This window comes from Flavobacterium sp. (assembly GCF_044368625.1).
Classification (GTDB): domain Bacteria; phylum Bacteroidota; class Bacteroidia; order Flavobacteriales; family Flavobacteriaceae; genus Flavobacterium.
In genome coordinates this window covers 1-13,899 of sequence record NZ_JBIPPD010000071.1, presented here as the reverse complement: position 1 = coordinate 13,899, position 13,899 = coordinate 1, and the positions used below count along the sequence as shown (strand labels likewise).

The 13,899-nt window shown below is 35.2% G+C and carries 14 protein-coding genes; 7 read left to right on the top strand and 7 right to left on the bottom strand.

Translation table 11 applies throughout. From position 1 onward, the window contains the following. Nucleotides 1-15: 15 nt before the first annotated feature. A complete protein-coding gene (locus ACIQ2X_RS07345) occupies nt 16-543 on the bottom strand; it encodes a DUF4199 domain-containing protein (RefSeq protein WP_396178280.1) in 528 nt (175 codons plus the stop codon). A gap of 245 nt (nt 544-788) precedes the next feature. Between ACIQ2X_RS07345 and ACIQ2X_RS07340 the strand changes: the two genes are divergently transcribed. Together ACIQ2X_RS07340 and ACIQ2X_RS07335 are read left to right on the top strand one after the other, a co-directional pair. Beyond that, nucleotides 789-1,040: a type B 50S ribosomal protein L31 gene (locus ACIQ2X_RS07340; RefSeq protein ID WP_396178279.1), complete on the top strand. Its 252-nt coding sequence runs from the start codon at nt 789-791 to the stop codon at nt 1,038-1,040. A gap of 115 nt (nt 1,041-1,155) precedes the next feature. Continuing rightward, complete coding sequence (locus tag ACIQ2X_RS07335) at nt 1,156-2,334, top strand: GlmU family protein (protein ID WP_396178278.1); 1,179 nt, start codon at nt 1,156-1,158, stop codon at nt 2,332-2,334. A 45-nt stretch (nt 2,335-2,379) separates the two neighbouring features. Here the strand turns inward: ACIQ2X_RS07335 and ACIQ2X_RS07330 are convergent, their stop codons facing one another. Then, nucleotides 2,380-2,814, bottom strand: a complete 435-nt coding sequence (locus ACIQ2X_RS07330) for a PepSY-like domain-containing protein (protein WP_396178277.1) — start codon at nt 2,812-2,814, stop codon at nt 2,380-2,382. Nucleotides 2,815-2,892: 78 nt separating this feature from the next. Next, on the bottom strand, nt 2,893-4,503 hold the full coding sequence (locus tag ACIQ2X_RS07325; protein WP_396178276.1) for an ABC transporter substrate-binding protein: 1,611 nt from the start codon (nt 4,501-4,503) through the stop codon (nt 2,893-2,895). An 87-nt stretch (nt 4,504-4,590) separates the two neighbouring features. Between ACIQ2X_RS07325 and mtaB the strand changes: the two genes are divergently transcribed. Continuing rightward, a complete protein-coding gene (mtaB, locus tag ACIQ2X_RS07320) occupies nt 4,591-5,940 on the top strand; it encodes a tRNA (N(6)-L-threonylcarbamoyladenosine(37)-C(2))-methylthiotransferase MtaB (RefSeq protein WP_396178275.1) in 1,350 nt (449 codons plus the stop codon). Nucleotides 5,941-5,974: 34 nt separating this feature from the next. Here mtaB and ACIQ2X_RS07315 read toward each other — a convergent pair whose 3' ends face one another. From ACIQ2X_RS07315 to ACIQ2X_RS07305, 3 genes are all read right to left on the bottom strand, one after another. Next, on the bottom strand, nt 5,975-7,528 hold the full coding sequence (locus ACIQ2X_RS07315; protein WP_396178274.1) for a von Willebrand factor type A domain-containing protein: 1,554 nt from the start codon (nt 7,526-7,528) through the stop codon (nt 5,975-5,977). 312 nt (nt 7,529-7,840) lie between these two features. Continuing rightward, nucleotides 7,841-8,182, bottom strand: coding sequence for a hypothetical protein (locus ACIQ2X_RS07310; RefSeq protein WP_396178273.1), 342 nt, complete (start codon nt 8,180-8,182; stop codon nt 7,841-7,843). 71 nt (nt 8,183-8,253) lie between these two features. Beyond that, entirely contained in the window at nt 8,254-8,538 is a 285-nt protein-coding gene (locus tag ACIQ2X_RS07305; RefSeq protein ID WP_396178272.1) for a GNAT family N-acetyltransferase, read from the bottom strand. Nucleotides 8,539-8,742: 204 nt separating this feature from the next. Between ACIQ2X_RS07305 and ACIQ2X_RS07300 the strand changes: the two genes are divergently transcribed. Then, a complete protein-coding gene (locus ACIQ2X_RS07300) occupies nt 8,743-9,405 on the top strand; it encodes an alpha/beta fold hydrolase (protein WP_396178271.1) in 663 nt (220 codons plus the stop codon). Between the two features lie 46 nt (nt 9,406-9,451). Continuing rightward, complete coding sequence (locus ACIQ2X_RS07295) at nt 9,452-10,342, top strand: lytic transglycosylase domain-containing protein (RefSeq protein WP_396178270.1); 891 nt, start codon at nt 9,452-9,454, stop codon at nt 10,340-10,342. A gap of 155 nt (nt 10,343-10,497) precedes the next feature. Here the strand turns inward: ACIQ2X_RS07295 and ACIQ2X_RS07290 are convergent, their stop codons facing one another. Beyond that, nucleotides 10,498-11,013 carry a DUF2892 domain-containing protein gene (locus tag ACIQ2X_RS07290; protein WP_396178269.1) on the bottom strand — a complete coding sequence of 172 codons (516 nt, stop codon included), beginning with the start codon at nt 11,011-11,013 and terminating at the stop codon, nt 10,498-10,500. 170 nt (nt 11,014-11,183) lie between these two features. Between ACIQ2X_RS07290 and rpmH the strand changes: the two genes are divergently transcribed. Continuing rightward, complete coding sequence (gene rpmH / locus ACIQ2X_RS07285) at nt 11,184-11,345, top strand: 50S ribosomal protein L34 (protein WP_022828464.1); 162 nt, start codon at nt 11,184-11,186, stop codon at nt 11,343-11,345. A gap of 291 nt (nt 11,346-11,636) precedes the next feature. Beyond that, the coding region (carB, locus tag ACIQ2X_RS07280; protein ID WP_396178268.1) for a carbamoyl-phosphate synthase large subunit at nt 11,637-13,899 on the top strand (2,263 nt) is incomplete at its 3' end.

Genomic DNA, 13,899 nt, shown 5'->3' with positions numbered 1-13,899 from the left:
ATCGATATATTCATATTATAGGGTTCGCTTGTTTCTAAAAATTAGGGCTACTAAAAATCCAATAAGACAATCTCTCAAAAGATATTTGATAAAACCAGCAAGTACTTGTTGGGCACTAAAAGGATTTAAGGTTTTAGACATTTCCAAAGCTTGGTCAATGTCTTTTTGCGTTGCTAAATTTTGTTTCATTGTATTGATGCCATAATCAATCATAACCTGCTTGAGAACTTCCTTCGTTTCGGGTGAAAGAATAAACAAGTACAATAACAATAAATAAAATGAACTCATAAAACTTCCCAACAAAATGGTGTAAAAATAGCTGGAAAAAGCTTCTTTAAAAGAAATTAGTCCTCCTAATCTTTTTTTGGTTTGTAAAATAGATAAAATTCCGAAAGCAATGATTACAAATACAGCGGCAAAACCGAGCCAAACATCTGCATACAATTCAGAACGATAAACATTAATGTAAGTAGAAAACAAAATCAAAAGGCATCCCAAAATGAAGCCATTTCGAAATCCAATTTTTTTTAAAGGATAGGTCATTAGTATTTGGTTCAAAATATAAGGTACAAAGATAACAAATCCGCTTGTAGTATTTTTAAAAATGATTTTCTAAATCGATTAAAAAAAGAGCATTAAAGATTTGTATTTAAAAAAATAAGTGTATTTTTGCACTCTGAAATTAAAAACAGAGTAAACAAAAAGTTGTAAAGCGTTTATACCTTTTTCAATGAAAAGAAAAAGCCTCAAAACGAATTATTTCAATAAACGAATAAAAAACATTTACCATGAAAAAAGGAATTCATCCAGAGAATTACAGATTAGTTGCATTTAAAGACATGTCTAACGACGAAGTTTTTATCACTAAATCTACAGCAGAAACAAAAGAAACAATCGAGCACGAAGGTGTTGAATATCCAGTAGTTAAATTGGAGATTTCTAGAACTTCTCACCCTTTTTACACAGGTAAATCTAAACTTATTGATACAGCAGGACGTATTGATAAATTTAAAACCAAATACGCTAAACACACTAAATAATTTACATAGTGTTACTTATTATAGAAAGCCTTTCATTTTTGGAAGGCTTTTTTTATGCTCAAAAATCATTTTTAGTTTGTAACTTTGACTCGCAAATAATCTGAAATTATCTACAATGAACTACATACTTTTTGACGGAACCGTTCGAAATGCGTTATTACCGTTCACTTTTACACGACCTGTTGCCGATATTCGCATCGGGATTTTAACCATTCGCGAAAAATGGGAAAATTATTTGGGTTCTACAACCACCACAGTTACAGAGGAATATCTGCAAGAGAAATATCCAATGGTTGAGATGGAAGAAAACATCATGATCAATGCTTCTTTTTTGCCAAATGCTGTTTTGTCGGAAATGGTTTCTAACTTAGAAGTCAATCAAGCCATTTTTAAAGGCGATGAGGTAATTGCTTTTTTTACACAAGATTCTCAAGAAGAAGTTGATTTTGATACTTACGAAATCATCGAGTTCACGGAGGATGTTTTAACGGTCAAAAACACTTGGGATATTTTTCAAAAAAACGATGCGGCTCTTCGAGAAGATTTCGAATTAGTAACAGAAGACCGAAGATCACAACCGATTCCCAAAAGTGTGAACGTCATTTCGCCCGAAAATATTTTTATCGAGGAAGGAGCAAAGTTGGAATTTGTTACCTTAAATGCTTCTACGGGACCTATTTATATTGGTAAAAACTCCGAAATTATGGAGGGGTCCGTAATTCGTGGCCCTTTTGCTTTGTGCGAAGGAGCTCAAGTAAAATTGGCGACTAAGGTGTACGGAGCGACGACTGTTGGGCCGCATTCGAGAATTGGTGGCGAAGTTAATAATTCGGTACTCTTCGGCTATTCTAATAAAGGTCACGACGGGTTTTTAGGGAATTCTGTGTTGGGAGAATGGTGTAACATTGGTGCAGATTCTAACAATTCTAATTTGAAAAACAATTACGAAGAAGTGAAATTGTGGAGCTATGAAACCGAAAATTTCGCCAAAACAGGTTTGCAATTTTGCGGTTTGATGATGGGCGACCACAGTAAATGCGGTATCAATACGATGTTTAATACCGGAACAGTAGTTGGAGTAAGTGCCAATATTTTTGGAAGTGGTTTTCCTCGAAATTTTGTTCCCAGTTTTTCTTGGGGAGGCGCTTCGGGATTTTCGACCTATATTACCAAAAAAGCGTTTGAAACCACACGAATTGTAATGTCAAGACGTAATGTAGATTTTGATGAAAAAGAACAACGTATTTTGGAACACGTTTTTGAGGATACCAAAAAATGGCGCAAAGACGCCTAAAAATAACAAAGCCTTAGTGACAAACTAAGGCTTTTATTTTGCTTTTTACTCAACCAAAAGTTTGATAAATTTCCCTTCAGAATCAAATTGCAGTGTTTCACTGTTATTGATTTCAACAAAATTAAAACGAATTCCTTTTTTAACTTCTGTAACCGTAGCCCCGGCGTAATTTTTTTGAATGTAGCTTGCTACACTTGAATGCAACATTGTTGTAGGTAGCGAAGCTGCATTTGATTCCAATTCTTGCCATCGACCTCGGTTATTAAATTCGATCGCTGCACCATTAACCAATTTCACTTCGTATTTAAACGTGGTTCCTTGTTTTTCCTTTTTTACATTCTGAATTTCAACTCCTTTAAAGTTAGCTTCTAAAAAAGTGTTGGCTTCCTTTGGTAATTGGGCTGATTTTCCTTTTTGTTGTGCAAAAGTTAAAAATGAACTTGTTATAAGAAATGCGGTTAAAATATTTTTTGTGTTCATTGCTTTAGGGCATTTTTGAATTTAGGATAGCAATTTACTGAAAATTTGCTTTCTATGGAGTGCTTTTGCAGAAAAAAATTATTTTTTGGACTTTTTAACGCGTTTTAAATCCAACATGTTGAGTCCGTTAATACCTAAATGTTGCACTTCTTTCCGACTAAAACGAGCCACTTTGTCGTAAAACAACGGAATAACAGGCGCTTCTTCAATAATCAATTGATCCATTTCTCGGTACAGTTTATAGCGTTTATCGGTTTCTGTTTCCTTAAAAGCATTTTCGTACAACTGATCGAATTTTTCACTTTTGAAATGGGTGTAATTCGGTCCATTTGGCGCGAAATTTTTGCTGTAAAACAACGACAAGTAATTCTCCGCATCGGGATAATCGGCAATCCAGCTTGCTCTAAAAAACGAAACTTTTCCTGTAGAAATGGCTTGTCGCAAAGTCGATGGCGGATTGATATCTACCGAGACATTCAGTCCAATTTTTTGCCATTCGCGTTGCAGAAATTCGGCGATATCAATATACGACGCGTTGGTGCTTAGAAATATTTTTGGGTTTTTATCACCTGTTTCCTTTTTGTACTTTGCTATTAAAGCAATTGCTTTTTCAGGATTATAATCATAGCCTTCAAAGGCCTGAAAACTAGGCAAACCATTCGGAATCATACCGCTTGTTGCTGGAGTTCCCATCCCGTTCCGCAAATATAGAATTAATTTTTTTCGGTCAAATCCGTAATTCATCGCTTGACGAATGCTTTTATTTTTTAGCGCTTCACTCGTGCCATCCAATCGAAATCCGAGATATTCGGTATTTAAATAAGGTCCTGTAATCAAGTTGATTTCGTTTTGATATTTTTCTTGCAAAGTACCGCGTTGTGTCAAAATTTCATCTTTATAGGATGGATCTAATCCGGAAATAAAATCCAATTTTCCTTGGATAAACTGCAGAAATCCACTCTGTTTGTCGGGTAAAAAAGTGATGGCGACGGCATCTAAATACGGTAAACTATAACCTTCAGCATCTTTTTCGAAGTACAACGGATTTTTTCGCAATACTAATTTTACGTTTTCTTCCCAAAGTTTAAATTGAAAAGGGCCCGTTCCAATCGGGTTTGAACGAAAATCATTTTCGGGGTTTTCCACCACTTCTTTTGGAACAACCGATGCATATTTCATCGCAAGCAAACCTAAAAAGCCAGGAAATGGTTTGTGTAATTTTATTTCAAAAACACTATCGTTGATGGTTTTAAAGGAGGCTACATTTTGCATAATCCACCGTCCGGGGGAAGCTACTTTTTCGTCTAAAATTCGATTAAAAGAGTAGGTAAAATCTTGTGCTTTTACCGTTCGAGTGCTGTCTTTTCCAAAGGAGGCGTTTTTATGGAAGTAAACATCGTTTCGTAAAGTAAATTGATAGGTAGTTCCTGCATCCAAAATCACCCACGATTTTGCAATATCAGGAAGCACATTTAATTCTTCATCAAGCTGAACAAGTCCATTAAATAAGTGATTACAAGCCCAAATATTGGTTTGTACTTTAGAAAAAGCGGGATCTAACGAGGTGATATTCGCGTCTTCGTTGTATCGGAAAACCAAATGTTCGTGTTCTGAATTAGCTTCTTTTCGGCAGGAAAGCAAACTTAAAGCGATGCAAAATAGTGATATATAGTAACTTATTGATTTCATTTTAAAAAATATTGTTTGTAAATTTGTACCCTATTTGCAAAATGTAAATATAACTAAAATACCTATTTCCCGCTTGGGCTCCCGATAATGACATTGACTAAAAAAAAAGTAGCATTTTACACCCTTGGTTGCAAGTTGAATTTCTCTGAAACTTCTACCATTGCTCGAAATTTTCAAGAAGAAGGTTTTGAACGCGTAGATTTTGAAGAAGTAGCTGATATTTACGTGATTAATACGTGTTCGGTTACGGAAAATGCTGATAAACAGTTCAAGCAAGTGGTCAAAAAGGCAATGAAACTCAATGATAAAGCTTTTGTAGCAGCTGTTGGATGTTATGCCCAATTGAAACCCGAAGAATTGGCGGATGTCAATGGTGTGGATTTGGTTTTAGGGGCAACTGAAAAGTTCAAAATCACCGATTATATCAATGATTTGTCCAAAAATGATATGGGCGAAATTCACTCGTGTGAAATTTCTGAAGCTGATTTTTACGTTGGAAGTTACTCCATTGGCGATAGAACGCGCGCCTTTTTGAAAGTCCAAGACGGATGCGATTATAAATGTACCTATTGCACAATTCCTTTAGCTCGCGGAATTTCTCGAAGCGATACTTTAGAAAACGTGTTGCAAAATGCCAAAGATATTTCCGCTCAAGATATTAAGGAAATCGTTTTGACTGGTGTAAACATTGGTGATTACGGAAAAGGAGAATTTGGAAACAAGAAACACGAGCATACTTTTTTAGAGCTGGTTCAAAAATTGGATGAAGTAGAAGGCATTGAACGTTTACGGATTTCCTCCATCGAACCGAATTTATTGAAGAACGAGACGATTGAATTTGTTTCTAGAAGCCGCACATTTGTACCTCATTTCCACATTCCGTTGCAATCAGGAAGTAATGCTATTTTGAAATTGATGAAACGCCGTTATTTGCGGGAAGTTTATACGGAAAGAGTAAATAAAATCAGAGAAGTAATGCCTCACGCTTGTATTGGCGTGGATGTAATTGTTGGTTTTCCAGGCGAAACAGACGAACATTTCTTGGAAACCTATCATTTTTTGAACGATATGGATATTTCTTACCTCCATGTTTTCACGTATTCGGAACGTGAAAATACCGAAGCGGCTGCAATGGAAGGCGTTGTTCCGGCAAATGTTCGTTCCAAAAGAAGTAAAATGCTTCGCGGACTTTCGGTTAAAAAACGTCGTGCATTTTATGAAAGTCAAATTGGCTCCAGCCGAACTGTTTTATTTGAAAGTGAAAATAAGGAAGGTTACATCCATGGTTTTACTGAAAATTATGTAAAAGTAAAAACACCTTGGAATCCTGAATTGGTCAATACTTTGCACGAAATTACATTGACGAAAATTGACGAAGACGGAAGTGTAAGAATGGAATTCCAAAATGAAAAATCCCAAATTCCAACTTTTAATTAAATTGGAATTTGGATTTGATTTTTTTTTGGTTCATTTAATTTACCGCATCAACCAATCGAATAAATTCAGACTTATAACCTTCGTCATCATTTGATAATCCTGATTTAGCTAATTTTCTTATTTCGGATTGTGATGTGTTTGATATTAATTTCGATTCTCTCAATTTCAACCCAAACCAAGCTACGGCAGTGCTGAATTTGAAATCAGCCGAACTTTTGTCTAACGCAACATATTTGTTATCAATGGTTTTAATCATTTCTATGCTTTTTTCGCCATCGGGTTTTTTATATCTAAATTTGATGGTTGCCAATTCGTCATCATAATTTGCGATTTCCTTTTTTGTTTTAGTATATTTTAAATCAGACGGAATATAAGTACTTTCAACACCAATAGGAATAATTTCATATAAAGCAGTAACGGTGTGTCCACTACCCAATTCTCCAGCGTCAATAGCATCATTTTTAAAATCTTCAGCTTTCAACATTCGGTTTTCATATCCAATTAATCGATAGGCTTGTACGTGTTTTGGATTGAACTCGATTTGGATTTTTACATCCTTTGCAATAGCAAACATTGACCCTTTGAATTCTTTTCCTAAAAACCGATTGGCTTCTTGAATATTATCGATATAGGCATAATTTCCGTTGCCTTTATTAGCTAGAATTTCCATTTTACTGTCTTTGTAATTTCCCATTCCGTATCCTAAAACTGTTAGAAAAACCCCTGATTTTCTTTTTTCCTCAATCAAATCTTCCATTTCTTTATCAGATGAAGCTCCAACGTTAAAATCGCCATCGGTTGCAATAACCACACGATTGTTTCCTCCTTTAATGAAATTTTTCTGTGCTAATTTGTAGGCCAATTCAATTCCTTCACCACCAGCTGTGCTTCCTCCAGCTTCCAAATCATCAAAGGCATCCATAATTTTTTCTTTTTCATTTCCTGATGTCGGCTCTAAAACCACTCCAGAGGAACCAGCATAAACCACAATCGATACTTTATCTTTTTCGCGAAGTTCTCTTACCAATATTTTCATCGATTCTTTTAATAATGGTAACTTATTTTCGTCATTCATTGAGCCCGAAACATCAATCAAAAAAACCAAGTTGGAAGATGGTAAATTGGTCATAGGAATATTTTTTCCCTGCAAACCAATTTTTAGAAGTTTATGGTTTTCATTCCACGGACATTGACTAAATTCTGTATTAATCGAAAACGGATGTTCGTTATTTGGTTGAGGATAGGTATATTTAAAAAAATTCACCATTTCTTCTACTCGAACAGCATCCTTTGGGACTTTTTGACCATTATTAATAAAACGTCTAATGTTTGTATAAGAAGCATTATCAACATCAATCGAGAAAGTAGAAAGTGGTGATTGTGTTGGAGATTCGAAAGCGTTTTCCTTTACTTCTGCATAACTTTCGGTATTTTCTTCTCTTGCTGAATTTTCGGGCATTTCTAGATCAAGAGTTTCAGGTACTTCTGTCGGTACGGCTTCCTCTGTTGTCGTTTCTTCTTTATGTTCTTGCTTGCAACTCATAAATATAACCAACAGGAATGCCATTAAATAAAAATAATTTTTCATAAAGATTAAAATTTTAATGATTAAGTATTGACTTTTACCATCAATAAAGGCTAGCATTCCGGATATACTAGAATAATTATTGGCTTTTTTTTAACAATTCAAATTTGATGCCAGAAAATTTACCCTTTTAAAGTTAATTATTGCATTATATAAAACTTGTAGTGAACTTTTTATGACATTAAAATTATCCATCAAAATCAAAGTTTTATATTGAAATCCAAAACGATAATTGTACTTAATGCTTGAAATGAAAAATTCCAAATCTTTACATACAGCAAAGGTTTGGAATTTGGAATTTAATTATTGGAATTTCTAATACTTGTAATGAAACTTAATAGTCGTCATTCTATAAACGGAAGGACTGTACTGTTCGATGAATTCAAACTTATTTCTGCCTTTTTTTTCGAATGAAAGTATGTTTTTGGCACTAATTTCTACATACATCGCACTTCCTTCCATCATAAATCGTTCGCCAATTTTGCGATAAGCTGCCCGAACTAAATTGAATTCAGACAAGTTCCATGTAATGTTGTGCGAATCGAAATCTTCAAGATTGGTGTAAAGTCCTGTAGTAATTTCAGTTTTGGAGCCGTAATATTTTTCAATTTCTTCGAAAAAAGCGAGTACGTTTGTATTTAGTTCGTTTACTGTCATTTAGTAAAAATACCAACTTTTTTCACAATAAAAAACCACTGTTTAAAAGTGTCTCAATATTTATGAATTGTTTACAGCCTAATTCCCGGAGGTAAAAGTTCTTTGTAAACCGAATTTTTTCTAAAGAAAGAGGCGATTTTTGGCAAGATGGGCACTACTTTCCATTTGTTGTCAATAGCAATTTGCATAATTTCTTTTAAAAAAGCAGTTATGAATGCTTCGTTTTCAAAGTTGTCGGGTAAATTTAGTCGGGTTAAGAAAATCTTTTTTTCCTGAAAAGAATATTCTAATGTTATCAGCTGGTCCTCTAAGTACGTTTCAAACTGTCTTGAAAAAGTATTGTCTTTAATTTCCATAATAATTTTTTTAAATCATTTTCAATTGCGTTTTTGACTACGGAATATAACGGGCATTTCGATGTATTTTTCCCGCCCTTGATTTCATAATTTATTGATAAAATAACAATCAAAGAAAGGCAGGTTCATTAAATCGAGTAATTTTATACAAAAATCGTTATTTTACATGACTTTTGCTGTTAGTACAGCGTTAAAACATTTAAGATGGAAAAAATTCACGTTTATTTTATGCCGGGTCTTGCAGCAAGTTCGCTGATTTTTGAGCGAATTGAACTGCCTAAAAACATATTTGAAATGCACCTTTTGGACTGGGAAATGCCGCTCATTGGAGAAACCTTAACGGCTTATGCCCAACGAATGTCACAGTTAATAACAGAGGAAAATCCTGTTTTAATTGGGGTTTCGTTTGGCGGTGTATTGGTACAAGAAATAGCCCAATTTCTAAATCCAAAAAAAGTGATTATTATTTCAAGTGTAAAAACAAATCTAGAAGTTCCACTTCGAATGAAATTTGCAAAATCTACAAAAGCGTATAAATTGTTACCTACAAGTTGGTTGCAGAATGTTGAGTTAATTGCAAAATATTCTTTTGGCGATGCCATCAAGCAACGATTAAAACTCTATGAGAAATACCTTTCAATGCGTGAAAAAGTGTATTTGGATTGGGCAATTGAGCAAATGCTTTTATGGAAGCGAACACAGCCAGATCCAACCGTAATTCATATTCACGGAACTTTAGATGAAGTGTTTCCGGTTAAAAATATTAAAAATTACATTCCCGTTTCTGGTGGCACTCATATTATGATTTTGAGTAAATACCGATGGATGAATGAAAATCTTCCAAAAATTATATTGGATGATAAGTAATAAAAGCACAGTTTTTGCAGTTTTACTTCTAAAAAATTGAAATACTATGAATTCAGTAAAAAAAATAGCGGGTATCTTAGGATTGGTTCTTGTAAGCGGAACGTTGATTCACTCCGTTTCTTATGTTAAGCCACTTGCGGATAATAAAGTTGGAGGAAGATATTATCCTTCAGCAATAGATTTTTGTGGCGAAAAAACCCCGTTAGATGTTGCCGATGTGAAAGAGCGTTTAGACCGCGAATTGATTGTAAATTCCAACCTTCATGCCTCGACCTTAATTATTATGAAAAGGGCCAATCGCGAATTCCCAATAATTGAACCCATTTTGAAAAAATATGGTGTCCCGGACGATTTTAAATATTTGGCCGTAGCCGAAAGTGCCTTAATCAATGCAACATCATCAGCTGGAGCCAAAGGCTTTTGGCAATTTATGCCTGCAACAGCTAAAGAATATGGCATCGAAGTAACGGACGAAGTGGACGAACGTTATCATTTAATCAAATCAACCGAAGCTGCTTGCCAATATTTGCTAAATGCCAAAAACAAAATGGGGTCGTGGACTTTAGCAGCGGCTTCCTATAATGGAGGCTTGGCTGGAGTCAATCGACAAATCACGAGTCAAGGCGAAAATAATTATTACGATTTATTACTAACCGAGGAAACTTATCGTTATGTTTTTAGAATCTTGGCTTTGAAAGAAATTATGCAAAACGCTGATAAGTACGGATTTACGCTTCGTCAAGACGAATTGTACAACGGCATTCCAACTCGAAAAGTAGAAGTAGACACTTCAATTACAGATTTGGCGGCTTTCGCCAAACAACAAGGTGTAAATTATAAAATTCTAAAAATCCACAATCCTTGGTTAAGAGACAAAAAGCTTACCAATTCTTCTAGAAAGAAATACGTGATTGAAATTCCGACGAGCGGGTATTAAGTTTTCAGTCGCAGTGTTCAATAATCAGGTTTCAGTTTTTAGATAAAAAAAAATCCATTTTTGAACAATTCAAAAATGGATTTTTTTCTTTACATTTCACGTTCACTTCTGAACTCCTGTCTTTCGAAGGTCTCGACGCTTTTGGAGGCAGAGGCCTAAATCTTCTTCATCTGATCTTTCATCATTTTAATTTGATCTTTCAGTAAGCCTTGTTTGTCCAGTTTTTTAGCTTCGTTTAATAAGTTTGTCGCTTCAAGTTTTCTGCGTCTTGTCATTGCCACACCTGCTAAATTCAACTTCGCGATAGCCTTATCGGTATCCATTCCTAAACCCAGTTCCAAAGCTTTCTTAAAATGTTTTTCAGCTTGTAAAATATTGGTTTGCGACAACATCAAGCCATGTAAATATTGAAAATAGCCTTGTTGTTTTCGCACCAAAGCTGTTTCTGGATTTTTTATGTAAGAAAGCCATTTTTGAGCACCCGGAAAATCTTGTTTTCGCAATTTAAAAAACGCCAACAAAATAAATTCGTTTTTAAAATACAAAAAGATAAAAATCGTCGAGAGCAATAGCAGGAAAATCCCGTTACCTATATTGTTTTCTGTAAATTGCCAAATCCCAGTTGCAATGATTAATCCGGCTATAATAAGTTTAATATTTCTATGGTACATAGTAGTTCTTTTATTGAGTTGGCAAAGGTAACAAAATCATTTGAAAATATTTTTATAAAACTGCTTGCTAGAAAAAAAAACCTTTGTATATTTGCACTCGGTTTTAAGGTAAGGAAACTTTAGGAACCATCACATAGCAATTAAATAAAGATTTTTAAAGATACAAAGCAATGAGCAAAAGAACATTTCAACCATCGAAAAGAAAAAGAAGAAATAAACACGGATTTATGGACAGAATGGAATCTGCGAACGGAAGAAAAGTTCTAGCACGTAGAAGAGCAAAAGGAAGACATAAGTTGACCGTTTCTTGTGAGCCAAGACACAAAAAATAATGATTAGATTCTAATCAATATCAAGCCGTTACTTTTATTAGTAGCGGCTTTTTTTTAAAGCTTTTTATAAATAGTGATTAATTTTAGTATTTGTTTCAGGAGCAACTTCCTGCTATCCGCTAAATCTTTTTAATTTTAAACAAAAATTAAAAAGGATACCGCTTCTATCAGGGCTAGGTTTTACGGTAAAGCAGACCATTCTTTTTTAATAATTGAACAACACATAAAGTACATGCAAGTCGCGACTTGTCCCTACGAAAATACACAACAACACATAAACATAACTACATAATGCCAAAAGACAACTCTATCAAATCGCTTTTAATTATTGGTTCAGGACCCATTGTCATTGGACAAGCCTGCGAATTCGATTATGCAGGATCACAATCGGCACGGTCTATTCGCGAAGAAGGAATTGAAGTTATCTTAATCAATTCCAATCCCGCAACCATCATGACCGATCCTTCCATGGCCGATCATGTGTATTTGTTGCCTTTGACAACCAAATCGTTAATCCAAATTTTAAAGGAGCACCCGCAAATTGACGCTGTTTTGCCTACAATGGGAGGTCAAACTGCCTTGAACTTGTGCCTGGAAGCCGACGAAAAAGGCATTTGGGAAGATTTTGGAGTTCGATTAATTGGGGTAGATATCAATGCAATCAATGTAACCGAAGACCGCGAACAATTCAAACAGTTATTACAACGAATAGGTATTCCTGCTGCACCAGCAAAAATAGCAACTTCATTCTTGCAAGGGAAAGAAATTGCACAAGAATTTGGTTTTCCGCTCGTTATTCGTCCATCATTTACGCTTGGAGGAACTGGAGCTGCTTTTGTACACACCAAAGAAGAATTTGACGAAAAACTGACGTATGGTCTCGAAATGTCGCCTATTCATGAAGTTTTAATTGATAAAGCATTATTGGGTTGGAAAGAATACGAATTAGAACTTTTACGCGATAAAAACGACAACGTAGTCATCATTTGTTCGATTGAAAATATGGATCCGATGGGAATTCACACGGGAGATTCCATAACAGTTGCTCCAGCCATGACGTTGTCGGATACCACTTTCCAAAAAATGCGCGATATGGCGATTTTGATGATGCGAAGTATCGGAAACTTTGCCGGAGGTTGTAACGTGCAATTTGCTGTTTCACCCGACGAAAAAGAAGATATTGTCGCCATTGAAATCAATCCTCGTGTTTCCAGATCTTCGGCTTTGGCTTCAAAAGCGACAGGTTATCCAATTGCGAAAATTGCTTCGAAACTGGCTTTGGGTTACACTTTAGATGAATTACAAAACCAAATTACCAAATCTACTTCGGCATTATTCGAACCGACTTTGGATTATGTAATCGTAAAAATACCACGTTGGAACTTTGATAAATTCGAAGGAGCCGATCGAACTTTGGGACTTCAGATGAAATCAGTAGGCGAAGTCATGGGAATCGGACGTTCGTTTCAAGAAGCTTTGCACAAAGCCACACAATCCCTAGAAATCAAAAGAAACGGTTTAGGTGCCGACGGAAAAGGATATAAAAATTACGAGCAAATCATCGAAAAACTAACTTATGCGAGTTGGGATCGTGTTTTTGTGATTTACGACGCCATTCAAATGGGAATTCCGTTGAGTAGAATACACGAAATTACCAGAATCGACATGTGGTTCTTGAAGCAATATGAGGAATTGTATGCATTGGAACGCGAAATTTCTAATTTCAAAATTGATACACTTCCAAAAGAGTTGCTTTTAGAGGCCAAACAAAAAGGCTTTGCCGACCGCCAAATTGCCCACATGATGGGTTGCTTAGAAAGTCAAGTATACAAATTGCGTGAGGAAAAACAAGTCAACCGCGTTTACAAATTAGTTGATACTTGTGCTGCCGAATTTACAGCATTAACACCTTATTATTATTCGACTTTTGAAGCAGAAGTAGAAAAAGTGGACGGGACAAGATATGTTCACAACGAAAGTATTGTAACCGATAAGAAAAAAGTAATTGTTTTAGGATCCGGTCCAAACAGAATCGGACAAGGAATTGAATTTGATTATTCATGTGTTCACGGCGTTTTGGCCGCAAAAGAATGCGGTTATGAAACCATCATGATCAATTGTAATCCAGAAACGGTTTCGACCGACTTTGATACGGCAGATAAATTGTATTTCGAACCTGTTTTCTGGGAACATATTTACGATATTATTCGACACGAAAAACCCGAAGGTGTTATTGTTCAGTTAGGTGGACAAACCGCTTTGAAACTAGCTGAAAAACTTTCGAAATACGGAATTAAAATTTTAGGAACCAGTTTTGATGCTTTGGATTTAGCTGAAGATAGAGGTCGGTTTTCGGAACTTTTAACGACTTTAAATATTCCTTTTCCAAAATTTGGAATTGCTGAAAGCGCCGAAGAAGCTTCAAAGTTAGCAGACACTTTGGATTTCCCTTTATTGGTTCGACCTTCGTATGTATTGGGCGGTCAAGGAATGAAAATTGTCATCAACAAGCAAGAATTGGAAGAGCACGTTATTGATTTATTGAAATCAATTC